At 44.3% G+C, this 24,247-nt stretch carries 13 protein-coding genes and 1 pseudogene; 3 read left to right on the forward strand and 11 right to left on the reverse strand.

Annotation, left to right across the window (positions count from 1 at the left end; translation table 11 throughout):
* Nucleotides 1–267 precede the first annotated feature (267 nt).
* Together CLV51_RS15825 and CLV51_RS15830 are read left to right on the forward strand one after the other, a co-directional pair.
* Entirely contained in the window at nucleotides 268–3,336 is a 3,069-nt protein-coding gene (locus CLV51_RS15825; RefSeq protein ID WP_106529036.1) for a SusC/RagA family TonB-linked outer membrane protein, read from the forward strand.
* A gap of 27 nt (nucleotides 3,337–3,363) precedes the next feature.
* Nucleotides 3,364–4,842, forward strand: a complete 1,479-nt coding sequence (locus CLV51_RS15830; protein WP_106529037.1) for a RagB/SusD family nutrient uptake outer membrane protein — start codon at nucleotides 3,364–3,366, stop codon at nucleotides 4,840–4,842.
* 376 nt (nucleotides 4,843–5,218) lie between these two features.
* Here CLV51_RS15830 and CLV51_RS15835 read toward each other — a convergent pair whose 3' ends face one another.
* A complete protein-coding gene (locus tag CLV51_RS15835) occupies nucleotides 5,219–6,379 on the reverse strand; it encodes an aldose epimerase family protein (RefSeq protein WP_211302022.1) in 1,161 nt (386 codons plus the stop codon).
* Nucleotides 6,380–6,575: 196 nt separating this feature from the next.
* On the opposite strand from CLV51_RS15835, the pseudogene CLV51_RS15845 reads away from it, so the two are divergent.
* Nucleotides 6,576–7,484: pseudogene (locus CLV51_RS15845) on the forward strand (beta-L-arabinofuranosidase domain-containing protein).
* Nucleotides 7,485–7,564: 80 nt separating this feature from the next.
* Here the strand turns inward: CLV51_RS15845 and CLV51_RS15850 are convergent.
* The 10 genes from CLV51_RS15850 to CLV51_RS15900 form a co-directional block, all read right to left on the reverse strand.
* Nucleotides 7,565–8,278 carry an NUDIX hydrolase gene (locus tag CLV51_RS15850; protein ID WP_106529040.1) on the reverse strand — a complete coding sequence of 238 codons (714 nt, stop codon included), beginning with the start codon at nucleotides 8,276–8,278 and terminating at the stop codon, nucleotides 7,565–7,567.
* A gap of 272 nt (nucleotides 8,279–8,550) precedes the next feature.
* On the reverse strand, nucleotides 8,551–10,101 hold the full coding sequence (locus CLV51_RS15860) for an alpha-N-arabinofuranosidase (protein ID WP_106529042.1): 1,551 nt from the start codon (nucleotides 10,099–10,101) through the stop codon (nucleotides 8,551–8,553).
* A gap of 257 nt (nucleotides 10,102–10,358) precedes the next feature.
* Complete coding sequence (locus CLV51_RS15865; protein ID WP_106529043.1) at nucleotides 10,359–12,098, reverse strand: LamG-like jellyroll fold domain-containing protein; 1,740 nt, start codon at nucleotides 12,096–12,098, stop codon at nucleotides 10,359–10,361.
* 37 nt (nucleotides 12,099–12,135) lie between these two features.
* The gene (locus CLV51_RS15870; RefSeq protein WP_158267035.1) at nucleotides 12,136–13,812 is read right to left on the reverse strand and encodes an alkaline phosphatase family protein; all 1,677 of its coding nucleotides are present in this window, start codon (nucleotides 13,810–13,812) and stop codon (nucleotides 12,136–12,138) included.
* A gap of 35 nt (nucleotides 13,813–13,847) precedes the next feature.
* Complete coding sequence (locus CLV51_RS15875) at nucleotides 13,848–15,311, reverse strand: M60 family metallopeptidase (RefSeq protein ID WP_106529045.1); 1,464 nt, start codon at nucleotides 15,309–15,311, stop codon at nucleotides 13,848–13,850.
* Nucleotides 15,312–15,336: 25 nt separating this feature from the next.
* Nucleotides 15,337–17,076: a DUF4983 domain-containing protein gene (locus CLV51_RS15880; protein WP_106529046.1), complete on the reverse strand. Its 1,740-nt coding sequence runs from the start codon at nucleotides 17,074–17,076 to the stop codon at nucleotides 15,337–15,339.
* A 34-nt stretch (nucleotides 17,077–17,110) separates the two neighbouring features.
* Entirely contained in the window at nucleotides 17,111–18,751 is a 1,641-nt protein-coding gene (locus tag CLV51_RS15885; RefSeq protein WP_106529047.1) for a DUF5008 domain-containing protein, read from the reverse strand.
* Between the two features lie 27 nt (nucleotides 18,752–18,778).
* Nucleotides 18,779–19,486, reverse strand: a complete 708-nt coding sequence (locus CLV51_RS15890; protein WP_158267036.1) for a fasciclin domain-containing protein — start codon at nucleotides 19,484–19,486, stop codon at nucleotides 18,779–18,781.
* Nucleotides 19,487–19,505: 19 nt separating this feature from the next.
* Nucleotides 19,506–21,014: a RagB/SusD family nutrient uptake outer membrane protein gene (locus tag CLV51_RS15895; protein ID WP_106529049.1), complete on the reverse strand. Its 1,509-nt coding sequence runs from the start codon at nucleotides 21,012–21,014 to the stop codon at nucleotides 19,506–19,508.
* A 42-nt stretch (nucleotides 21,015–21,056) separates the two neighbouring features.
* On the reverse strand, nucleotides 21,057–24,242 hold the full coding sequence (locus tag CLV51_RS15900) for a SusC/RagA family TonB-linked outer membrane protein (protein WP_106529050.1): 3,186 nt from the start codon (nucleotides 24,240–24,242) through the stop codon (nucleotides 21,057–21,059).
* Nucleotides 24,243–24,247 lie beyond the last annotated feature (5 nt).

Below are 24,247 nucleotides of genomic sequence, written 5' to 3' on the forward strand. Positions count from 1 at the left end.
TCAATGAAAGATATTATCTTTCTGAAATAAGTCCGTGTGTAGCGTAGTATAGAAAGAGACAAATCAACTTTTCATTTCCTTTTTTTGAATTCCATTATGCGAAAATGAATACACTGTGCCAAAGTCATGTGAGTTTGCAATAACGATTTAGCAACAATTATTTCATAACAACCACTAAAAGTAAAGCCGTATCAAAAGAAAAGTAAACTAACATTCCGTTCCAGTTAAACTTAGTCATTATCACGTCTTATTCACTCAATTACAATTATGAGGCACTCATTACTTAGAAAACTATGCTTTCTACTGGTCTTCCTATGCGCAGCCACCAGTGCGGCCATAGCGCAAAAGACCATCACCGGCAAGGTAACCGGCGCAGCAGATGGCGTTAGTCTGCCAGGTGTAAACATCACCGTACCGGGCACCAGCAGCGGCGCTAACACAGACGCCAAAGGCAACTTCAGTGTACAGGTACCCGCAGGTGCTACATCACTGCACTTTTCCTACCTGGGATATGACCCGCAATCGATTACCATCGGCAACCAAACCAGCATTAATGTTGCGCTGACGGCCACCGCCAAAGGTTTGGGCGAGGTAGTGGTAGTAGGTTACGGCGTACAAAACCGCCGCGATGTAACCGGTACCATTTCTTCTCTCAAAGGAGCAGACATTAAAAACCTGCCTGTCAGCGATGCTGCACAAGCCATGCAAGGACGCGTATCAGGCGTGGATATTGTACGCTCCGACGGATCGCCGGGCAGTACACCTTCCATCCGTATCCGTGGTACAGGCACTATTAACAACGCTGAACCACTGGTGATCATCGACGGTGTACCGGCGGGTGGCATCAGTGATGTAAATCCCAATGACATTGCTTCGATGGAAATACTGAAAGACGCTTCTTCCTCTGCTATCTATGGAACCCGCGCTGCCAATGGTGTGGTGATTATTACCACTAAAAAAGGTAGTTACGGAGAAAAGTTGAAAGCAGCTGTAAATGTATACCACGGCGTATCCAATACTATCCGCTATATACCATTGTTAACAGCCCCCCAGCTGGTAATGCTTAAACAGGAACGTTATACCAACGACGGTGTAGCGATAGAACCAATATGGAAAGATCCGTACTACGCCACGCAACGTACCGACTGGCAACGTGCCCTCTTGCGCTCCGGCGATGTAACCAATGCGGATGTAAGCATCCGGGGTGGTAACAACAGCTCCAATTATATGCTCAGTGCAGGTTACTATAATGAAAATGGTATTATCACCAATTCCTATTTTAAAAGATACACGGTACGCATTAACTCAGAACATAAGCTGGGCAAACGTTTCAAAGTAGGTGAAAATATGCAGCTGACCTACAAACAAAATAGTGGTCCTGATACCTACTCTTCTCAGACAGGTCTTATTTTCAGCGCCCTGCGTTTTAACCCTGCTATTCCCGTACACAATCCGGATGGCAGCTATGGCTCTTCCAAAGCCAGCAATGAACTGGGAGATATCAACAACCCGGTGTATACAGCTGAAACAACAGATACCTGGGGTAAAAACTACCGCATGCTGGCCAGTGTATATGGTGAGCTGGAAATAACAGACGGGCTTACCCTGCGTGCTAACTATGGGTTTGATGGCAACATCTACAATCAATATAATTTCCTGCCAAAGGTTTCCGATCAAACACGTACCAATGATCAGGCACAACTATGGAACCGCAGTGAAACCAATAACTCACAGCTCAGTGAAATTTTCCTGACTTACAATAAAGTGCTGGCAAAAGTTCATCATATCACACTGACAGGGGGTTACTCCCAGCAAACAGCCAATGGCAGCTATTTCCGGGGAGACCGCTGGGACTATAGTGATGAATCGCCCGATCAGCGTGTGCTGGGTAACGGTAACAATATCCACGATGCTTCCGGTAACTATATCGCTGCCAGTGCCATTGCATCCGGTTTCGTGAGAGGCTTCTACGGCTTTAAAGATAAATACCTGCTGACGGTTACTTTCCGCGCGGATGGTTCTTCCAGATTTGCACCGGATAAGCGCTGGGGTTATTTCCCGGCTTTCTCTGCCGGCTGGCGTGTATCTGATGAAGACTTCTTCAAAAACAATGTGAAAGTGGTGAGTAACCTGAAAATCACTGGTGGCTGGGGACAGCTGGGAAATCAGAACGTAAGTGACTTTCAGTACCTGGCATCAATAGATAAAGACAGGAGATATAATTTCGGTGAAAATCCTGTTACCGGTGTATGGAATTCAAGGATGGCCAACCCCGATATCACCTGGGAAAAAGCTGAAATGACCAATATCAGCGTGGAAGCCGGTTTCTTCCAAAACAAACTGAATACTACCATTACCTGGTTTAATAAAAATACCAATGACATGCTGGTACCTGCCCCGGTAATGGACCTGCATGGTACCTCTGTTATACCTGACCGCAATATTGGTCAGCTGAATAATAAGGGATGGGAAGTGGAAGTGAGCTACCAGGGCGGTAATGATCATTTTCATTACAACGTAGGTGCTAATGCCTCTTTCATCAAAAATGAAGTAACAAAATTATACGATGCCGGCAGCTACATCTCTGCATCTACGTATGGCAGACAGGGAGCTGAAATATCCCGCACCTATGAAGGTCAGCCACTGGCTTCTTATTACGGCTGGAAAACAAACGGCATCTATCAAACACAGGATGACATTAATAATGATCCCAACATCAGCAAAGATCCCCGTAAAGGCAGCATCAAACCTGGTGATGTACGTTTCCTGGATACAAACGGTGATGGTGTAGTAAATGACCAGGATCGTGTAAATCTGGGCAGCCCCAATCCTAAAATGGTATACGGCATACAGGCAAGCGCCAGCTACAAAGGCTTTGACCTGAACCTGTCTTTTGCAGGTGTAAGCGGCGTAAAACTATACAATGCAGATAAAATGCAGGGCATGGATGGTAACTATCCCTACAATATGTATGCAGACGCGATGAACCGCTGGCATGGCGCAGGTACCAGTAACAGTGTACCCCGCATGACATTGGGCAACGATAATCAGAACAACCGTACTTCCGATCGTTTTGTAGAAAGCGGCGATTATTTTTCACTGAGAAATGTTGCGCTGGGTTATACCATTCCTTCTAAAGTATGGGGCCGTTCGGGTATATCAGACATACGTGTGTATGTAGCCGCACAAAACCTTTTCATGCTGACCAGCTATTCCGGTTTAACACCACAGTTAGGGTATAACGGCACCACCGATGGTAACAGACAACGCGGAGTGGATGTAGCCGCTTATCCACAGGCAAGGACCTTTACTTTTGGTGCTACCCTTAATTTTTAATTCACGCGGACCTTTAAATCAATTATTATGCAAAGGATCAAAAATATATTAGTGCTGGTGGGCCTTCCGGCTGCGCTACTGGTAACCGGCTGTAAGAGCGTGCTGGACGTAAAGCCACAAGGAAATTATACTACAGGCAATTACTGGCGCAATCAAAGTGATGCCGTAGATGGTGTTACCGGGATCTATAATGTTTTACTGGAAGAAGATTATACCGGCTTCAACGAGTTTGTATTTGACAACTGCTCGGATGACCAGGTACGTGGCGGTGATCACGATTATGATGGTGTAATAGAGGACTTTTCCTACGATGCTTCTACTCCCAGTGTAAGAGTAGGCTGGAGATGGAAATATGAAACCATCAACAGGTCGAATAATGTGCTGACGTATGTGCCCAAAATCACCAACATTGATCCACTCATTAAAAACCGCTGTTTGGGTGAAGCCCATTTTTTCCGTGCCTTTTCCTACTGGCGTCTGCTGCTGATCTATGGAGAAGCACCTGTCATTACAGAAGACGATGTTGTTAAAGTGAACTACAACAAACCAAAGGTAAGCGCCAACGAACTGCGTGCCCTTATTGAAAACGACCTGTTACAGGCTGCTGATCAATTGCCTGAAAGTAATGGTGACGCAGACAAAGGACGCGTGAGCAAAGGCACTGCCTGGGGTTTATTATGCAAGTTGTACATGAACTGGGAGAAGCTGGATAAAGCTATTGAATACGGCAACAAAGTAGTCAGCAATACTAACTATGCACTGGCACCGAATTACGGAGATAATTTCAAAGTAGCCACCGGCAATAATTCAGAAATGTTGATGGCCATACAATCGGTGGATGGATCAGGTTACACAGACTTCGTTACCTATCATGCCCCACGTAATATGGATGGCTGGAGCTTTTTCTATCCCACCAAAGGGCTGGTAGATGAGTTTGAAGCAGGTGACCCGCGCAAAAATATCTGCATCATGCAACCGGGAGATCAAATCAATTTGGGCACGCAAACCGTTACCTATACGGCAGATGCGTCCTGGACCGGATACCACTACTATAAATTTTGCGGTTGGAAACCCGCCGGTGGTTTAAACAAATCGCTGAAAACACCACTATTAAGATCATCTGATATTTATTTACTGGTAGCAGAAGCAAAAATCCGTTTACAGGGAGCAGGTGCAGGTGATGCGGAAATCAACGCCGTACGCCATCGTGCATCAGCCACATTACCAGTTGTAAAAAATGGCGGCATGAAGGAACTGATGCATGAGCGTCGTGTAGAATTATGCGGAGAAAATGAACGCCATCAAGACCTGATGCGCTGGGACAAAGCCAAGCTGATAGATATTGCTGCTTTATACAAGCAACCAAAATTAGCTTATGATGGATCAGTGATTACCAGGGGTGGTGCACCCCGTACATTTGTGCGTCCGAAAAATTATTATTTCCCAATGCCACAGCAGGAAATAGACCGGAGTAAAGGCGTGTTAGTGCAGAATCCTAATTTTTAAACTGTGATTTATATGATTTTTATGATTATCCTGATGTGCGGAGATTAGATTATCTGAACTATGATTTTTGTGATTAGTATGATTATCCTGATGTGCGAAGATCTTAGCGGATGTTGTCTGAACCAGGATTTAACAGATTGAATGGATTACCATGATGGGTGCCGAAGATCAAAGAGAAGATTTTCGCGGATATCTTCGATATAAAACAACATAACGTCCATCATGGTAATCCATTCAATCTGTTAAATCCTGGTTCAGACAACATCCGCTAAGATCTTCGCACATCAGGATAATCATACTAATCACAAAAATCATAGTTCAGATAATCTAATCTCCGCTCATCAGGATAATCATTAAAATCACAGTTCAGACAATTTTATTTAGTAGAGAACTTATACACCGTATGCTGTATATACGTTTCCCCTGGTTTCAGGATTACATTTGGGAATGCAGGCTGATTGGGAGAATCAGGGAAATGCTGTGTTTCCAGGCAGAGTGCGGCATTTTGTACATATTTTTTGCCATCACGGGTATTCTTTAATGTTCCATCCAAAAAGTTACCGGTATAGAACTGAATACCTGGTTCAGTAGTAGACACCTCCATCAAACGTCCGCTGGTTGGATCATACAGCGTAGCAATCGTTTCCAGTGCCCCTTCTTTTTTATCCAGCACCCAGTTATGATCGTAGCCACCTTTTACTTTGGCTATTTCAGCACCTACTTTTTTGGGAGATGTAAAGTCCATCGGCGTTCCTTTTACCGCTACCAGTTTACCACCAGGAATGAGTTTATCATTCACCGGCGTATAGCGGCTTGCTTTCAGCGATAATTCATGCCCCAGGATGGTGCTGTCTTTACCGGCAGAAAGGTTGAAATAGGAGTGATTAGTAAGGTTTACCGGTGTGGGTTTATCGGAAGTTGCTTTATAATCGATATGCAGCGCATTATCTGCTGTAAGGGTATACACCACAGTGGCCTGCAGGTTACCAGGGTAGCCTTCCTCTCCGTCCTTACTGGTGTATATCAGCTGCAAACTGCTATCATCCACTGGTGTAGCGGCCCATACTATTTTATCAAATCCTTTAAGGCCGCCGTGCAGTGTATTGCCGTTATTATTAGGGGCTAATGAATATTCTTTGCCATCCAGTTTAAACTTTGCATTGGCGATACGATTGGCATAACGGCCAATGAGTGCACCAAAATACGGCTGTCCCTTTTGCTGGTAGCCGGATAATGAATCATAAGAAAGTACCACATTACCTTTCTGGCCTTGCTTGTCGGGAGTGATAATATCTGTTATGGTGCCGCCATAATTCAGTATTTTAACTTCCATTCCGTTTTCATTCTTCAGGGTGTATTGCAATACTTCTTGTCCATCTGCATGCCCAAAGCTGCGTGGAGGGGTTTGTTCAGTAGCCGTGGAGTCAGATTGACCTTCATTTCCTGCCTTCGTTGGAGAAACGTTGTTATTGCAGGAAGCCAGCATTGTAGTACCGGAGATCAAAAGGGCTGTAAGCGCCTTAAAATTCATGTCCATAACGTATTTTGGTATTAAGTGAAAAAGAGTTATTAAATATCGTGAATATCCGGGTAAAGACAAATAATTTGTTTGAAATTTACTGTCAGATTAACACTTATAATTTTATTGATCAAAATATGTATACTATCAGTGAATAATCCGATAGTAAGTGTAAGAAGTGCGCAGTAGTTTTAAACGGTTAAATAATCATGAAATGAAAAAATTTATCATAACCTGTATTGCAGTGGCAGCGGGCCTGCAGCTATACCAAAGCGCCGAGGCACAATCATATGTTCCAACGTGGCAGGAAAACAAAATAAAGGTGTTGCCGGCAGTTAATATTAAAGCATATCCGTTTTCACTGACAGACGTAACCTTATTAGACGGTCCCTTCAAAACGGCCATGATAGCAGATGCGTGCTACCTGCTGGAAATAGAACCGAACAGATTATTGTCTGCATTCCACTCCAATGCAGGATTACCGCCAAAAGGAAAACAATACGGAGGCTGGGAAACCGGTGGCCTCGCGGGTCATACCATGGGTCATTATTTATCTGCCTGCTCTATGTAGTATGCAGCTACCAAAGATACTGCCTGGCTAAATCGTGTTAACTACCTCGTGCGTGAGCTGGCATTATGCCAGCAAAATAGCCACAGCGGCTATATTGGCGCCTTCCCCAATGATGATAAACTATGGACGGAAGTAGCGGCGGGTGATATTCGTTCCAGGGGCTTTGATCTCAACGGTGCATGGTCGCCCTGGTATACGGTGCATAAAATCATGGCCGGTTTATTGGATGCCTGGCTGTATTGTAATAATGCAGAGGCTTTGCGGGTAAATAAAGGTCTCGCCGACTGGACAGGCAACGTGATTAAAAACCTTACAGAAGAGCAGATGCAAAAAATGCTGATCTGCGAATATGGTGGCATGGCAGAAACATATGGTACTACTATTTCTACAGAAGATATCAATAAATATAAAGAGAGCAGATTCTATACTATATCCTATGCGATACCGGAGCATCTGATGAAAGGCAAACAAACTATTAATATCCGGTTTGTGCCCAAAGTCAACAACAGCGCTGGTCCGCTATATGGATGCAGGATGCTGAAAGAGATATGATAAAAGGATTACCAATGGCGGGTCTTGTGCAATGAATGCTGCTATCTGCCATTGGTAATCATTGCTGTTATTTACTTATTTTAACCGGCATTTAGCAGTACATGTGGGTCCGGAACAAAATTGAGGAAGGCATGAAAATTGGCATTATATTTTTTCTTATCTACTTTGTAATAAAAAGCCCCTTTCCTGGAACTCAGTTTATCCTTATCCGTTAGTTTCACCAACAGTTTGGTAGATAAAATTTTACGACTGAAATTACCTTTATCAAAAGTAATATTATATACGCATTCATATAGTTGCTGCAACTGTGGAATGGTAAATTTGCCTGGTAGTAATTCCAGCAACAGCGGATGCAGCGCAGCTTTGTAACGCAACTTTTCCTTAGCCATATCAACCATGGCCTTATGGTCAAAGATCAGATCGGGATGATGGTTAATGGGAAACCATACTGCCTGAAAATCTTCATTCAGCTGTTGTTTGTATTTCTGTATATCTATCAGTGCAGAATAGGCTACTGACACAGTGCGCTCTACAGTATCACGCAATGGGGAACTAAAAGTATGTATCTGCTCCATATAGATTCCATCCAGTCCGCTCAGGTTTTTAAGCACCCTGCCGGCGGCATCTTCAGCACTTTCGTTTTCCTGTACAAAACCTCCCACCAGGCTCCACTGGCCTTTGCAGGGTTCAAATCCTCTTTGTATCAACAGCAGTTTAAGTTCAAGTCCGTCGAATCCAAAAATGATACAATCAACGGCGAAGAGTAACCGGGTCTGCTGCGAATATCTTTTCATAACGATCTATTAAGCGATAAAAATACAAATTTAAAGTATGTCTGAACCAGGATTTAACGGATTGAATGGATTACCCTGATGGATGCTGAAGATCATAGCGAAGATAATCGTGTATATCTTGCGGATAAACAACATAACACCCATCAGGGTAATCCATTCAATCCGTTAAATCCTGGTTCAGACAATATCCGCTCAATTACCCTGATGGGTGCCGAAGATAATCGCGAAGATCATTGTTATACTCTACTTGTTACTCCGTAATTCGTAATTATTTACTTCAGTTCCAGCACCACGACAGAAAACGGTGGTAACTTTACATTGATCGTATTATTTTTGAGTGTGGCGCCTTTGAAGGCTACCGGTTTTATTTTTTCCGGTTGCGCAAAGCTGTTATAATCCTGCAGTTTAGCGGAAATGAGCAGGCGTCCACTGAGTGTTTTATAGGTTTGACTTTTTGTATCCAATGTAATTTCCTGGGTTTTATTGGCATCAATATTTACCAGGGAAATATGCGTAACGCCATTGTTATCTTTTGAAGCAGATACAGATACCGCCGGTAGCGTTTCATTTCCCAGCGTATAGTCGTTACTGTGAATATCTACGGGTATCAGGGTAGCATCCTGATGCACGTTATACATCTCCATAACATAATAAGTAGGCGTAAGTACCATTTTATCATCTTTGGTGAGGATAACAGATTGCAGCACATTAATAGCCTGTGCCAGGTTGGCCATGCGCACACGATCAGCGTGGTTATTGAAGATATTCAGGGTGGCACCGGCAATCATGGCATCGCGCATGGTGTTTTGCTGAAACAGAAAGCCCGGATTCGTACCCCCTTCTACGTTATACCATCCGCCCCACTCATCTACCACCAATGCTACTTTTTTCTCCGGATCATATTTATCCATGATAGCAGTATGTTTACGGATCAGCGTGTCCATAAACAATGCGGTTTTCATGGTAAGGAAATACTGTTGTTCCGTAAAGTCAACCGCATCGCCCTTCTTATCCCAGTCTACAAAAGAATAGTGGTGTAGTGCAATGCCTTCCAGCATATGGCGGGGAATATTTTTCATTAATACTTCTGTCCAGTTATAGTCTGAAGAGTTGGCGCCGGAAGCAATACGGAAGATGTGATCATTTTTCCAGTCGGCATGCATAAAGGTGGCGAACTTGCGGTAGAGGTCTGCATAATATTCCGGGCGCATGTTTCCCCCACAGCCCCAGGCTTCATTTCCCACACCCCAGAAGCGTACTTTCCAGGGTTCTTTTCTGCCGTTTTGCTGCCGCAGATCAGACATGGGGCTTTTGCCTCCAAAGTTTGCATACTGCACCCAGTCTGCCAGCTCCTGTACCATACCACTCCCTACGTTGCCCGACAGGTAAGGTTCCGCACCAAGTTCCTCACACATATTGAGGAAGTCGTGTGTACCGAAGCTGTTGTTTTCTGTCACATTTCCCCACCAGGTATTTACAATGGTAGGTCTTTTCTCTTTCGGACCAATACCATCTTTCCAGTGGTAGGTATCTGCAAAACAGCCACCCGGCCAGCGGAGGTTGGGAATTTTCATTTTGCGGAGTGCTGCTATCACATCTTTGCGCACTCCATTGGTATTAGGGATGGCCGAAGTATCGCCTACATAAAATCCGCCATAGATACAATGACCCAGGTGCTCAGCAAAGTGGCCGTAGATATTACGGTTGATGGTTTGTGCAGGAGCATCTGTACGAAAAGTGACCGTGTTTTGTGCATAAATAGCCTGCGTGGAAAGCAACAAGCCGAGGATACCCGTACGGATATAACTATATTGTTTTTTCATAACGAGGGTTTTAAAATCAGCGCAGCAACGGTGGTTTTGTTGCTGTGATTCAAAAGAACAAAATAATTGTCATATTTACAATTAAAAAGATAAAAAAACATTTATAATTATGCAGATGACTGATGGGCAATAGTTTTGAGCGATAAATATTTTTTTAAGAGGGTTGATTTTCACATTAGCGAAAATAAAATTGAAGCAAGAAGGCCGAAGCGGAAATATCCGCTACGGCCTTCTTACATTATTGTTATTGATGCTCCTTACTTAACGCCTATCACCTGCAACCAGTTTTTGCCGGCGGGCTTATTCTCTCCCTGCAATGTAATGCCTATCCAGTTGAGGATAGAAGGGGTTACATCATTAATAGTGATGGCCGGATCACCGGCATATAAAGGTATACCGAGGAAGTCCCAGCTATAACTTCCTTCTAACAGAAAATCCTGTTTTGAAGGGCTCATATCTTTAAACCGGCTGCTGCCTGTTTCCTGGCAACTCCAGTAACCAATAAGATTTTTATAATTAGGATGGTCCGCAGCCACACCAGCTATACCAGCATCTTTTTTTATGATGTCATCTGTTAACACCGTATTCCAAATATGCACATCGGCCATATACATGTCCAGTTCATCATACTGAATATCCGGATTATAACCCATTACCAGCGGGCTTGCTGACTCAATCTTTGCCAATGCATTTTCCATAGTGGCAGTGGATTTACCTGCACCATCCACATAAACACCGATGGTATAAGTATTCCCTTTTACCGGATCATTGTTATACGCTGCAGTAGCTGTCACCGTATGAAAAGTACCATCCAGGATAGCCGTAGCAGCAGATACTTCTACCCGTTGGTTACCATCTGCCAGGTAAAAAAGGATTTTTTCTCCGTTCCTCACCAATGACCATCCTGCTAAATTGGTGTTATCACCACGACTTATACATTTAGTCAGGAATGGCGGGTAATACATGGTATAGTCGTTATTAACACCAAGATTGAACTTCACCTTTGCTTCAATGGTCATAGATCCGTTACCTACATTATAAAGTCCGCCGTCATTATTTACTGCACGCACAAAATTGGATGCGCCACCGTGAAAGCGTACTGCGTTATTCAACATAGCGGGAGCGGTTACTTTTGCAGGTGTGATCAGCGGGCTATAAAAAATTGTAAAGGTATTTCTCTGTTCAAAAGTTTTACCGCCCATTTTTTTGTTATCACCACCACTGGTAGATTGAATGATCACCAGCCAATCTTCATTCCCGGCCTGTTTCCTGGCTTTCAGCGCATCCAGCATTTTTCCAATATAGCCATCTATATCCGTTATCGTTTGATGATAAGCAGGGTTATCATTAAAGCCTGATTGCAGCCCTACTACTGCCGGTTGAATGAAGTTTGCCAGTACCACATCCGGATCAAGATTGGTGAGCTCATTAATGGCTGCATCAGCAACGGCTTTATCGCCGTCGCTTCTCTTTGTTTCAATTACCTTGTCGGCAGTATTAAAGATGAAGTTACCCAGGTCTTCCCAGGGTGTGATGGCCGTAACTTTTGTATTGATATCATCTTCTTTCAGATAATGAATAAAGCTGTTGTAATACTTGATATCGGCATGGCTTCCTTCTACTGATTTTGGAATCAATGTACTGTCACCTATCTGGTGCGTGGGGTAGCCAAAACCAGTCACCACACTTGTCCAGCCAGCTGCCACTGTGGAAACAGTATCTGCAAGGCCATCAAAAGTATATACACTTTGTGGCAGCAGCCCTGTCATGGCTGTAGGATGAAAGCTCTCCACCAGTTTACCCGGAGCGCCATCAATCCCAATCAGCAAAACTTTTCTTTTCTTTAGTTTGGCGCCACCAAAACTTTGACCAGCTGTATCTGCATCATATTTCATATAAGGCGGCACCTCCTTCCTGCAGGCAGTCATACCGGCAATCAGCATCACCGCAGCCGCTATCATTGTCCCCCGTATATATCCTGATAATAATTTCTGCATAAACCATTTGTTTTAAAAAGAAAAAATGCGCTTTCTGTTAGAAGAATTTAAGCCATAAGCGGCCACTTATCTCCCACTCCGAATTGATCTGAAGATTCAGCCAGTAAGCAACCTGGTAGAATACTTCTTTGGTATAGGGAGGTTGCTGCAAACCAAGGTTAGCCGCACAAGGCAACAGGTAGTTGAGTACATCCCAGTTGTAGTTACCCTTCAGTGCAAAGTTTTTACCTGCAGCTCCCGGTGCCTCATTTTTTATCATACCACCTTTACCTTCCTTACAGGGCCAGTAGCCTATCAACCGGGCATAGTTCGGATGTTTGGCATCAATCTGATTAGTGCAGGAGTATTTTGAAATCACATCGGCTGTCAATGAATCTGCCCATATACGCACATCAGACATATACATATCTTCCGGTGTACCAAGTGAGCCGGGAATAAATCCCATGGTGAGCGGCGCAGTAGTCGTCAGGTCGCCCACCACCGTGATATCTTTTTTGTTATTGAACACGCCGTCAGTATAGGTTTTTACCCATCTTTTATTTTTAGCATCGGTACTGATAACAGCCGACAGATGATGCCAGCTGCCATCATTTATTTTTCCACCCTTACACTGCACATTCGAATTTTTAACACTCCCGAAATTGATCTGCCATACATTTCCTTCCTGGAAAAAGCACCAGCCGGTAACATGATTATCAAAAGAAGCGCGCTTGGACAGGAAAGCAGGATAATAAGGACTGAACCCTTCACTATAGTTGCGCATCTTCGCTTCAATGGTATAATTACCAGTGCTGCCAATATTATAACTGTTCTTATCCAACAGTACGCCGTTCACTGCGGCAGCATCTCTGTCATACATGTGTACCCCGTATTTGATGCTCATGGGTACTTCTACTTCATACTGAATCAGATCAGGGCAGTAGTAGAGGGAAAAAGCATTTCTCTCCTGATCAGAGTCTTTGCCATAGGTATTATCCACTCCCCCGTGTGTAGACTGTATAATCACCAGCCAGTTTTCATTGGCATAATCCGGTCTGCTTCTCATGGCATCCAGCAGGTTACCAATATAGCCGTCAACGTTAGTAATGGCATCAGTATATGTTTTTTGGTCTGCGCTGAAACCAGCTGTTTTTCCGGCTTTATTAATGCTGCTGAAATGAGTGATCATCAGATCAATGCTATCGTTCTTTAAACGATTCACTGCAGAATCTTTTACTACTGCATCATCATCGGCAGTGGTTACTTTCACCGCGGCATCTGCCATCAATGTTTTATTGAGCTGATCCCATCCGGTAACGGAAATTGATTTCAGGTTACGCTGACCTGATTTTTTTATCAGGGTAAGAAATGATGCAAAGCGGGCACCACTAGGTGTGCGCGGAGTAAGGCTGCTGTCCAGGATCGCATTTTTTTCTACACTGGTGCCGGTCATGATGTTGGCCCAGGAAGTAGCGTCATTGGTAATGCTGTCTGCTGTAGCATCCCAGCTGTAGGTACTGTGAGGCAGCAAACTTTTGATCACCGGCGGTTGCGCTTTTTTTATTTCAAGCCCGGTTAAACCGTCTACCACTATCAGCAGTACTTTACTTTTATCGGAAAACTTTGGCGGCTGCGTGTTATCATTCTTCACCAATGCAATCTTTGTGCAGGCTGTTATCAGCAATGCTGCAGCGAGCGTACCTCCAAGTATATATTTTGCGGATATCATGCTCATAGATTTTTTTTCTGTAGATGACTGTTGGTTGATGATTATCTGATATCGTTTGTCCATACTTGTTCTGTCAGCAATGGCAGCTGACTTACCTCAGCCACGGCGGAAGGCGATACCACTATACCCCAGTGATCAAAGAATGGTTTTAAATTTACACCGGCATAATTACTGGCTTTTACGAAGAAGAAATTTTTCTTCACCTCATTGATATAAGAAGCGCGGGGTTCATGACGGCCTTCTTTACAGATATATCCCATCATTCCGTAACCATACCGCTGAAACAACTGTACAAAGGGTACCAGGCGCTGAAATACGTCCGTCACGGAAGAAAAACGTTTGGATGTACCTGAGGTTGCCGCCCAGTCCAGTGCCGGTTGCACAAAATCCTGTCCGGCGTCGTATATGCGTGGGGGTTTTACACCGTGCCGCTGTGCTACCTGGAATACAAACAGGTTATTGGAGGTTTCCCCCAAACCATCAGCGCCGCTCCAGCTCCACATATCGTTCATTTGAAAGTTATGCCCCAGTTCATGAAAAGGCCCCCAGCTGGCACCCTGGTTGATCATCGCAGTATCGAGAAAATCGCTGTGCCAGTCGAGATAAGCCATACAAGGATAACCATTATGTCCGCTACCCAGTGAAATCTGGATGTCCAGTACAAAACGGTGCGGTGTACCCGGTGCCTGATCAATCGGATCAGCAGGATTATCAGACAATCCATACCACTCATGGTAATCTTTTTCTACTACTTCATCCCATTTTTTCACCACCGCATCGGCGCTGAAATTGTCCAGCATCCCCAGCAATACTTTACGGTAGAGGGTCATGATAAAACGTTTGCCTCTGAGCTCCAGTACGGGTACCTGTGAATGACGCACCTGGTCTTTCCAGGCAGCATCCGTGCTTTCTCCCAGTACAAAATCGGGCGACTTACAAACGTTGCTGAGTGTAACGGTTAGTTTTCGTTTAGCCGGTCCCGGTGGTATCAGGTAGATAAGTCCGCCGTAGATATTTCGTATATAGTTCACACCCGGTAATATCACTTTCTGTGTAGTAATAATACCAGCGCGCAATTGCGGCAACTTACCATTTACATTATCTGTATGCGAGCCAATCTGTATGGCCAGTCCTTCCATGCCTGCAGGCACATCTATCTTCACCAATTCGCCCGGTGCTGCGTAATAGCCGGTACTCATCCAGTTGCCTGGTGGGACACTGATCCTGATAAGAGGTGATACCTTTTTATAATCCAGGTCAACGGTTACCGTTACATTATTCAGACGGGGTTCTACAACAGATACCAATCCGGGGAACTTGCGTGCATCCGGAAAACCACTGCTATCTATTTTAAACATGCTGGTATCAATACCTCCTACACCAACAGTATCAATAGCAGCAGGTGTATCGTAACCATCTTTGAAATTATAATCTTTTTTACAGGCGGCCAGCAGGGTAACCAGTAGTGATAACCCAACGACGGACCTGATAGCGGATATTTTCATTACTCAGTTTTTTAAGTTGAACATCTTATTTATTTGCCGGGATCGGAAAATCACGGTAATTGGCCGGCCATGCTTTTCCTTCCAGGTTCCAGTCCGCTTGCACAGGTACTTTCATCCAGCCGAGGATCACAAAAGGTATATCAGCAGGATTGGGCACATACTTCTCCTGGTTAGGAATCACCGGAAAGAGGTAACCACTCAAATCACTAAAAGATGACCATGTATATTTTCCTTTCAGGGATAAATTCTTTTTGGAAGGACTCTGATCGGTAAACACAGCCCCCTTGCCATCTGTACAGGGCCAGTAGCCAATCAGGTTAGCATAGTTGGGATGCGCGCGGTTTACATAGGTACGTGGCGCCCATAGTTTAATGGTTTCATCAGATACTACGGTATTGAATATACGAACATCGGTCATGTACATATCTACATACTGGTCTGTAAACACTGCTTCAAAATATCCGAGGATAGTATTTCTATCTGTTTTGAACCCATTAATATTAGCATTTACAATGCTGCCGGTTACTTTATTATCTCCATCAATAAACAGTGCTGTATTCACTGTATTACCATTGATTTCCACCGTGCCGGTAATGTTATGCCAATCGCCGTCTTTAAAGTTACCAGACCCCACTTCTGCTTTTGTAGTACCATCTGCTACATAAAATGAAATATTGCTTCCGTTACGGAAAAATGCCCATCCCGGATTAGCGCTGGAGCGCTGTGTACATTTACCAAAAAAGGGAGGGTAACTAAAGGTGTAGTTGCCATTAGGTCCTTTATTAAATTTCACTTTTGCTTCAAATGTCATGTTCCTTCCCTGGATGTTATAGAAGTCGCCATCGGCTATTTCAGCACGTACGTAGCTGTCCGGAGGACCGAATAACCTTACGGTACTGCCTTCATAGGCCACCCTGATATTTTCGGGCCGTACAATCACCTGGCTTTCAAAACGTGGATTGAAGAATAAGGTAAAAGTATTTTGTACCGGATTGGTGAAAGGTGTACCGTCAGCATCCTGTGGTGCTACCGGCCATGTGCCACCATGATTGGAAGTAACTATTACCAGCCAGTTTTCATCTGCATAGTTTTTCCGGGCACGCAGTGCATTCATTATTTCACCGACCTTGTTATCGGCATCCTGAATTGCATTTACATATTGCGGGATGGATTCATCATAACCATATTGTTTGCCTGCTGCATTTACCTGGTTAAATTCGGCAAATACGATGGTGGCGCTGTCGTTGCCCAGTTCATTGATCACAGCGTTTTTTACATCGGTATCTGAAGTAAATACTTTATTTACATCCATGCTGTTGCCTATCAGTTGCTGGCTGAGTGGCGCGGCCGCACAAAAGGCAGCACTACGGGACAGTACACCGGCATCTTTTAAATATTTAGTAAAAACAGGGTGATTAACGAGGTCTGCTTTCGTATAGTCGTCACCGATAACACCATGTTGTTTACCGGTAACACCTGTCAGCATATCAGCCCAGGTAGCGCCATCAGCGCCGGAAACATCCCCGATACCGCTCCATGAAAAAACGGCGCTATCGCGCATACTCCATATTACAGCAGGTTTCAGGGACCTCATCGTTTCTCCTCTTACACCATCTATCACCAGGCAAAGTACTTTTGGCTTACCGGAAAGTTTGCCGGGGTCATTGGTATACACTTTGCCATCCAGCGTATCCTTGCTCTCCTTGTTACAGGCGCATAACGAAAGGATGGCTGCAACTCCCAAAAGCGGAATGATCTTTTTCATACTATGATTAACTGATTGTGATGATTACTTTGATTTACTTTTCAATGACCATGCGGAAAATATTTCCTACCCGGGTATTATCAAATGAGGTGATAGCACCATATACAATAACAGCCAGCTCACCTTCAGCAGAAGTAGTTTCCTGCATACCGTAAACAAATCCTATCATTTTACCGGTATTGTTATAACCTGCTGCCAGCGTGCCATCCGGGTTAATGATAACCATTCCTTCTCTCACATAATTATCATACCTGTTAAAAAATCCGGCTACTACTATCAACCCGTTATTGAGCTGAATAGCATGACTGGCAGTACCCGAATGAAATTGCTTAGGTAAGAAAGTACTTACCGGAGAGCCGTCTTCATTCAGCAGCATAATACCGTTGCAAGGGATGCCGTTGTAAGACTGAAAGTTTCCGGTAATAATAATTTTCCTGGTAACAGCATTGTATTTAGCGGAGTAAATACGGTCATTTGCACCGGTGCCTGCTCTGAAAGCCGGATCAAGGTTACCATTTGCATCCAGGCAAACGATATTACCGGCAGCTATGCCATCAAATTTATTGAAGGAGCCCGCCAGGACCAGCTTACCACCAGGTAATAAAAATCCATCTATTATGCTGCCATTGGCACCAGGAAGACCCTCATGCGTAGCCAGGTTATAATGATAGGTAGAGTCCAGGTTGCCGTCCCTGTCTGTAGCCAATACACTGTTTACTCTTCTGGTGTCTATGTACCGGATGGTTTTGGTGGAATTGCGATAGAATTTCTGCAAATAACCATATATCGTTCCGATGGTGATTACCCGGTTGTTGTAATAAAGCACTTTTTGAACAATGCCTGTAGTACCGCCGTTAAAAGCAGGAACGGTATCAAAGGAATTTTTCTCTGTTGCATTAGGATCATCTTCATGTGCATTACCGCTGGATGTTTCTGTAGGAATGATCTGCACAGTAGTAGTATCAATAAGACCACCGGCATTGATGCGTGTGAGCTGGTTAATGTCTTTCATGCGGCCATACCGGGTAAAGAAGCCACCGATGATGAACTTACCATCCGGCAGCTGCACCGCGCTGCTGACAGAACCTGTACCGTATACAGCGGAATCTGTCTGGAAAGCAGGTACAAACTGCCCATGTTTTTCTATCATAGCAATACCATTGAGCGGATCTCCCACACCATTGCTGTTATACTGCTTAAAGGCACCTACCATCAGGTAGCGGTTATCAGAAGTAGGCAGCAGGTAATTGATATAATCATCTGCGCCGGTACCTGATTTAAAAGTATTATCCAGCTTCACTTTGCCTATCACTTTAAATACCGGCGACTGAAATACCTGCTGGCCGATATTGACATAAGCACTACCGGAACTGCTGCCAGCAGGCACGATGATAGTAATGGTTCCATCTGTAACAGCTACCACTTTTGCCTCCTGTTCCGACATAAAAAAATGTATAGAATCTTTGTATGGCAACAATCCTGTTACTTTAAACGTAACCTTATCACCGGCAGATCCCTGCGACGGAGCAGGTAGTTCCTCACTGAATTTTACACCCAGCGGTGATCTCCCGCCAGCATAAGGATTAGGATAAACCTTCTCGTTGTTTTTACCGCAACCGGCTACTATTACCAATATCAGCAGCAGTAAACTAATTTTATATTTGAGCAATTGCATTATCTGAATAATTTGTGTGCTTAATAATTATTTCCCCAGACCATACTGTACCACCCGGCTGAAAAATTCAGATGGACTGAACCCAAAATAGTGGGTCCTGAATACGAGAACATGCACCACTCCATTATCCGGCTCTATATTTACAGAAGCCACCGGTGCGGCATACCACGTCATTGGTGGTTGTGAAATGTCTGCCGTATAAGATACCTGCAATTGCCGGTAGCCTACATATTGCGCCCCTCCGTCGCTATGATATACTACACCCAGGTTCATAGGCAGCCCGTCATAGGAGCGTATAAAAACACCGGGATAAGTTTTGTACTGCACCGGATCTATCTGCGGTATATCATTGAGCATGTATTTCCCTTTGAAAAGATACCGGGTGAGCATTTCGCGCCATAGTTGTGCAGGTACCTGTGTATAGCTGCTGATCGTATCTTTTCCCAACAGGTATAATGTGGAGTTCACTATTCTCAGGGTACTGTCGAAACAGTCGTTGGAAGGCGCAAAGAAGGTGATGTTTTCTTTCCGGAAAACATCTTCCATTTGTGTGATTTCAATCACCTTTACCACATCGCTGAAATACTCTGGTTTAGATTTCAGATAATCCAGCACAGACCCGTTAAACTTGCCTTTAGCCAGGCCTGAATCCTGGTAATAATCTTTTTTACATGCGGCAAACAGCATCATTATTACTGTGAAACCGGTCATGAGGAATAGATAATTCTTTTTCATGTTCATGCTATGTTTAGGGTTATCGCCAGTATTCATTTAATTTCATTAAAGGATTGTTAACGAGTGCAGCATCTGCAATAGGCCATGTCCAGGCGCCACGGAGGAAAGCAGATTGTGAGATCGGTGCTGTACAGTAGGTAGCATTGAGGATGCGGTGGGTACGTACCAGGTCATAAAATGCGTGCCCCTCTCCCATCATTTCTTTTGAACGTTCCCAGAAGATCGCATCTTTTAATTCAGTGCCTCCGTTACCGGTATAGGATACTGTTTCAGCCCGTGCACGGATCAGGTTAAGCAGCCGGATAGCTTCCGCTTCATTAGCACTGCCCAGCTCCGCATTGGCCTCTGAAGCAAGGAGAATAGCATCCGCATAACGGAATACAATCAGGTTACCATCAAATGCGATATTGCTGCCCGCATTACCACTAAATTTCCGGAACTCTACCAGGTTACCCTCCCTGTACATGGTACTGGCATCAAACCATAAATCTTTTCGTTTATCGCTGATACCTATCGGGTACATTTTTTCCATGAACTTGCCCACGTAGTTTACATAAGAATACCCTCCTCCACGGCCATGTTCCAGTACATTATCGTTGAGGTACTGATAACCGAGGCCACGTACTTCGCCATAGTTTATATTTTGTGTAAGCTCAAACAAACCTTCCTGTGAACCACCTCTGAACAGCTGCCGGAATTCTGATACGGTAAGCAAGCGGTGTGCTCCACCATTCTGTTCTATCAGCTCTTTACCCAAATCCGTTGTTGCCTGGTAATACTTATTTTTATTGGCATCATCAAAGCCTGCATTCCACATATTCATGTGCATCATTAATGCCAGTGCAGCGCCGCGTGTCGGGCGTACTGCTTTCATTTTGGGATCGGTGTAGGCCCAGGGCAGATCGTTTTTGTACTCCCCCATTTCTTTGATGCAGGAATTCAGTACATCTGTGAATTTAGTGCGGCCAATAATCTCATTGAAGTAAGGGGTGGTATAATATGGAACATCTCCATACAAACGCACCATCAGGAAGTAGAGAAAATTTCTCACCCATACAGCTTCCGCTTTATATCTGCGTTTATCCGTTGCCGATATCTCTGTATCCGGCACATCATCCACCCGGTCTACCAGTATTCCGGCAGCCTGTATTACCTGGTAATATCCTTTCCAGTCAGGAATAGTATTAAAATGAAAGAACTGATTCCAGTAACCTTCCTTCATCAGGTCTTTGAGATCATTATACACGAGGTAATCGTAATAAGGGCGCCCCCAGATACTGCGTGAAGTAGGGGTTTGACGGTATATACCACAGCGGAATTCCGCTGCGAGAAAAAATGAATTAGTGAGCATCACATCAGCGATCTCTCCATAAAGGTTGTTAGTAAACCGCTCCACATCTGATTTTGTTTTCCAGAAGCTGGAACCTGATTCTTTATTGGGTGACGCCGTTTCCAGGAATTTCTTACATCCCGGCATACTGGTGCAAAGTAAGGCAGCTATCCCTATCGCAATAACTAAACGCTTCATATATCACAGTTTAATTGCTTTATACATTGATGATTTCAAATCCTAGAACTGTACGTTCAAACCAAGGGTGACTGTTTTCCTGACAGGATAACCGTCTTCCTGGTCTCTTCCCAGTGCAGATACGTTCTCGGGGTTAGGTCCGCTGTACCTGGAAAACAGGAACGGGTTACTAACGGTGAAGTACGTACGACAAGAAGTAATGCCCCAGCGGATCGTCCTGGTGCGGGGAATCGTATAGGCCAAAGTGATATATTGAATTTTGAAATAAGATCCGTCTTCTTCAAACAACGTCTGATCTACCCGGTAAGGCCTTATACTTTTAAAGCCCTGGTAATCGTAAGGATTAGGATAAGTGGCTTTATCTCCCTGTGCTGCCCAGTAGTTATACTGATCCAATGGTACCAGTGCACCAGGTCCGTTCTTCCCAAGCGGATCAGAATAACCGGCAAAACGTGCCTGCACCGCATTGTTAAGAATAGAACGTATAGCCGTATACGTAGCGGCTATATTGAGCGACCATGCGCCGTGTTGCAAAAAGGAGCTCAACCCGCCTGTAATCAGGGGTTGAGAATTACCTGCATACACATTATCTGCTCCGTTAATGATGTAGTCGCCATTACGATCCGTCCACAGCGGATCACCAGCTCTCATGTAGTAGAAGTTTTTACCGTCTGCAGAAGATACCAGCACAGGACGACCGGTAGCAGGATCTACCTGCACACTGGCGTCATCGGCATATACACCGCGTGTATTCATCAATACATTCGTTAAGCTATTACGACCTACACGATACAGGATGTTCTGGTTATTGGTGGTATCATACACCATTAACTCACGCTTACCATTCGGCAAACGGGTGAGGATATCTTTATTGAAGGCGCCGTTGAAAGTAACCGTCCAGTTCCATTTACCTGTTTGTGGTAAAGGGCGATAAGTAAAGCTCCATTCCAGACCAGCATCCATCAGGGCGGCATCATTGGTTTGTACACTGGAGAACCCGCTGCTGGTAGGCAGTTTCACCTCCATCAACATGTTTTCTACCTTTTTCAGATACACATCCATTTCTACCTGTAGTTTTCCTTTCCATAAGCCGAGTTCCAACCCACCATTCCATTGGGTATTAGATACCGGTTTCATGTTGGCATTGGGCAATTTTCCATAATCAATGCCACTCATCGGCTTATCGTTGTAACGGCCGCCGTTACGGTCGTTATAAGTACCATAAGCATCAAAGATGGTACCCTGCGGTATTACGTTTCTTCCCCAGGAAGCACGAAGTGAACCATAGTCGAGCCAGGACCTGTCTGCCAACAAAGCTTCTTTATAAAAATTCCATCTTAACCCCACAGAAGGGTTATTGGAGTAAGGTGTTTTTTTACCTGTGATAGAAGAAGCATCGCGCCGGAAAGACAGATCCACTACATATTTCTGTTTGTAATTGTAGGAGGCAGCGCCGGCAAAAGAGGCCAGGCGTTCATCACTGCCATTATCGAGAATACCACCTCCGTCGAAAAAACCATTAGAGCCTATAGGTCCATGCACATCATCACTGGGCGTACCACTCTTGCGCAGCAAAGTAGCCTGGTAATCTTTCTTGGAGAGTTCATTGAATACAGAAAATGTGAGATTGTGTTTGTCTTCAAATGATTTAAAATAAGACAATCCACTACGGCTGTACAAAGTATGACTCTGATCATTAAATGATTTTACCTGCGCATAGTTACCATTAATAGCAGCAGGGATGAAGTTGTCTTCTGTACCGGTAGTGCTTTCAAAACTAAAGGTGCTGGTAGCGTGTAACCCGGCAATCAGCTCGTAATCCAGGTCCACGTTGGTACGGATATTAGCCGTTTTGTTGAGATTATCATTGCGCAATGCAGCTACGGCATTGGCAGAAGAAGAATAAAAAGATGGTGCAGGCAACAAGGACGATTGTTTGCCGGCCTTACCTACATCTGATTGTGTAAGACCATTACCACTACCCTTGCTGTTTTGTCCGAGACTCGTAGTAATACCTGCATATATTTTAAATCGTGTGATAGGCCGGTACTGCATATTAGTACTGAGGGTATAACGGTTAAAGTCTGTATTTTTTACAATACCCTTTTCGTTATAATAACCCAGATTAGCTTTGTAGTTGAAACGATCATCACCACCGGATACCGTAACATTATGTGTTTGGTTGTAGGTATACTTATAAAACAATCCCTGCCAGTTGGTAGAATTATTATAGTAAGGATTCAGGCTATCTGCCAGAAAGGGCGTGCTGTTAATATCCTGGCGGGCATACTTAACAGAATCAGTATAATGCAACAGCTGCGAAACACGTGCCTCACGTTCTGCATTGCCTCCGATTACCTTGCGCAGATTGGGCGGAATACTGATAAAGAAGTTACCGGAATACTGTACAATAGGCACTTTAGACTTGCCCCGTTTTGTATTGACCAGCATTACACCGTAGGCTCCCCTGGAACCATACAAAGCAGTAGCCTGCGCATCTTTCAATACCTGGATGCTTTCAATATCTTCCGGTGGAATCAATGACAACGGGTTTAAGCCCGGGCCAGCCTGATTAAATCCATATTCATAATTGGTATTAGGATCAATGGGTACCCCATCAATAACAAACAAGGGAGAAGTAGGTGACAGGAAAGAACTGCTGCCTGATCCTGAAATACTGAGTGTAGAAAGTCCCCTCATCTGGATAGTACCTGCATAGCCTGGTGCACCTGTATTGTTCTGGATGTTCATCCCGGCTACTTTACCCTGTAACAATTCTATTACGTTGGATACAGGTACATCCTGCAGGTCTTTACCACTGATGATCACCGTAGAACCGGTAGTCGTTTCCTTTGTTTTTTTCTGGTAGCCGATAACTACCTGTTCATTCAGTTTATTTTGTTTTACAGAGAGATAAACTTTCATCAATTCACCAGCCTTACCTTTTCCCATCAGTGGCCCGAATCCCATGGCCTGAAAATTCAGTTCAGCGCCTTCCGGAACATTCACGGTAAATGTGCCATCAGCACCACTTGCACCAACTCCTTTGGGTGGTTTACCTGTAAATATTATCACCCCGGGAATAGGCATATTGGTACCTTTCTCGTAAACAACACCTCTCACTGTTATCACTGGCTGTTGCGCGGCGACCGCATAGGTTAGCAACAGCACCACAAATAATGAGACGAGCGCTTTTATCTTCCCTGGTATAATGTTATGCTTATACATGAAGG

This window comes from Chitinophaga niastensis (assembly GCF_003014755.1).
Classification (GTDB): Bacteria; Bacteroidota; Bacteroidia; order Chitinophagales; family Chitinophagaceae; genus Chitinophaga; species Chitinophaga niastensis.

What these genes read in the sequence shown, in the direction of transcription:
- CLV51_RS15825 (WP_106529036.1), top strand. Translation starts at nt 268, where the DNA reads ATGAGGCACTCATTACTTAGAAAACTATGCTTTCTACTGGTCTTCCTA.
- CLV51_RS15900 (WP_106529050.1), bottom strand. Translation starts at nt 24,242, where the DNA reads ATGTATAAGCATAACATTATACCAGGGAAGATAAAAGCGCTCGTCTCA.
- CLV51_RS15865 (WP_106529043.1), bottom strand. Translation starts at nt 12,098, where the DNA reads ATGCAGAAATTATTATCAGGATATATACGGGGGACAATGATAGCGGCT.
- CLV51_RS15860 (WP_106529042.1), bottom strand. Translation starts at nt 10,101, where the DNA reads ATGAAAAAACAATATAGTTATATCCGTACGGGTATCCTCGGCTTGTTG.
- CLV51_RS15870 (WP_158267035.1), bottom strand. Translation starts at nt 13,812, where the DNA reads ATGAGCATGATATCCGCAAAATATATACTTGGAGGTACGCTCGCTGCA.
- CLV51_RS15835 (WP_211302022.1), bottom strand. Translation starts at nt 6,379, where the DNA reads ATGGACATGAATTTTAAGGCGCTTACAGCCCTTTTGATCTCCGGTACT.
- CLV51_RS15875 (WP_106529045.1), bottom strand. Translation starts at nt 15,311, where the DNA reads ATGAAAATATCCGCTATCAGGTCCGTCGTTGGGTTATCACTACTGGTT.
- CLV51_RS15890 (WP_158267036.1), bottom strand. Translation starts at nt 19,486, where the DNA reads ATGAAAAAGAATTATCTATTCCTCATGACCGGTTTCACAGTAATAATG.
- CLV51_RS15880 (WP_106529046.1), bottom strand. Translation starts at nt 17,076, where the DNA reads ATGAAAAAGATCATTCCGCTTTTGGGAGTTGCAGCCATCCTTTCGTTA.
- CLV51_RS15830 (WP_106529037.1), top strand. Translation starts at nt 3,364, where the DNA reads ATGCAAAGGATCAAAAATATATTAGTGCTGGTGGGCCTTCCGGCTGCG.
- CLV51_RS15895 (WP_106529049.1), bottom strand. Translation starts at nt 21,014, where the DNA reads ATGAAGCGTTTAGTTATTGCGATAGGGATAGCTGCCTTACTTTGCACC.
- CLV51_RS15850 (WP_106529040.1), bottom strand. Translation starts at nt 8,278, where the DNA reads ATGAAAAGATATTCGCAGCAGACCCGGTTACTCTTCGCCGTTGATTGT.
- CLV51_RS15885 (WP_106529047.1), bottom strand. Translation starts at nt 18,751, where the DNA reads ATGCAATTGCTCAAATATAAAATTAGTTTACTGCTGCTGATATTGGTA.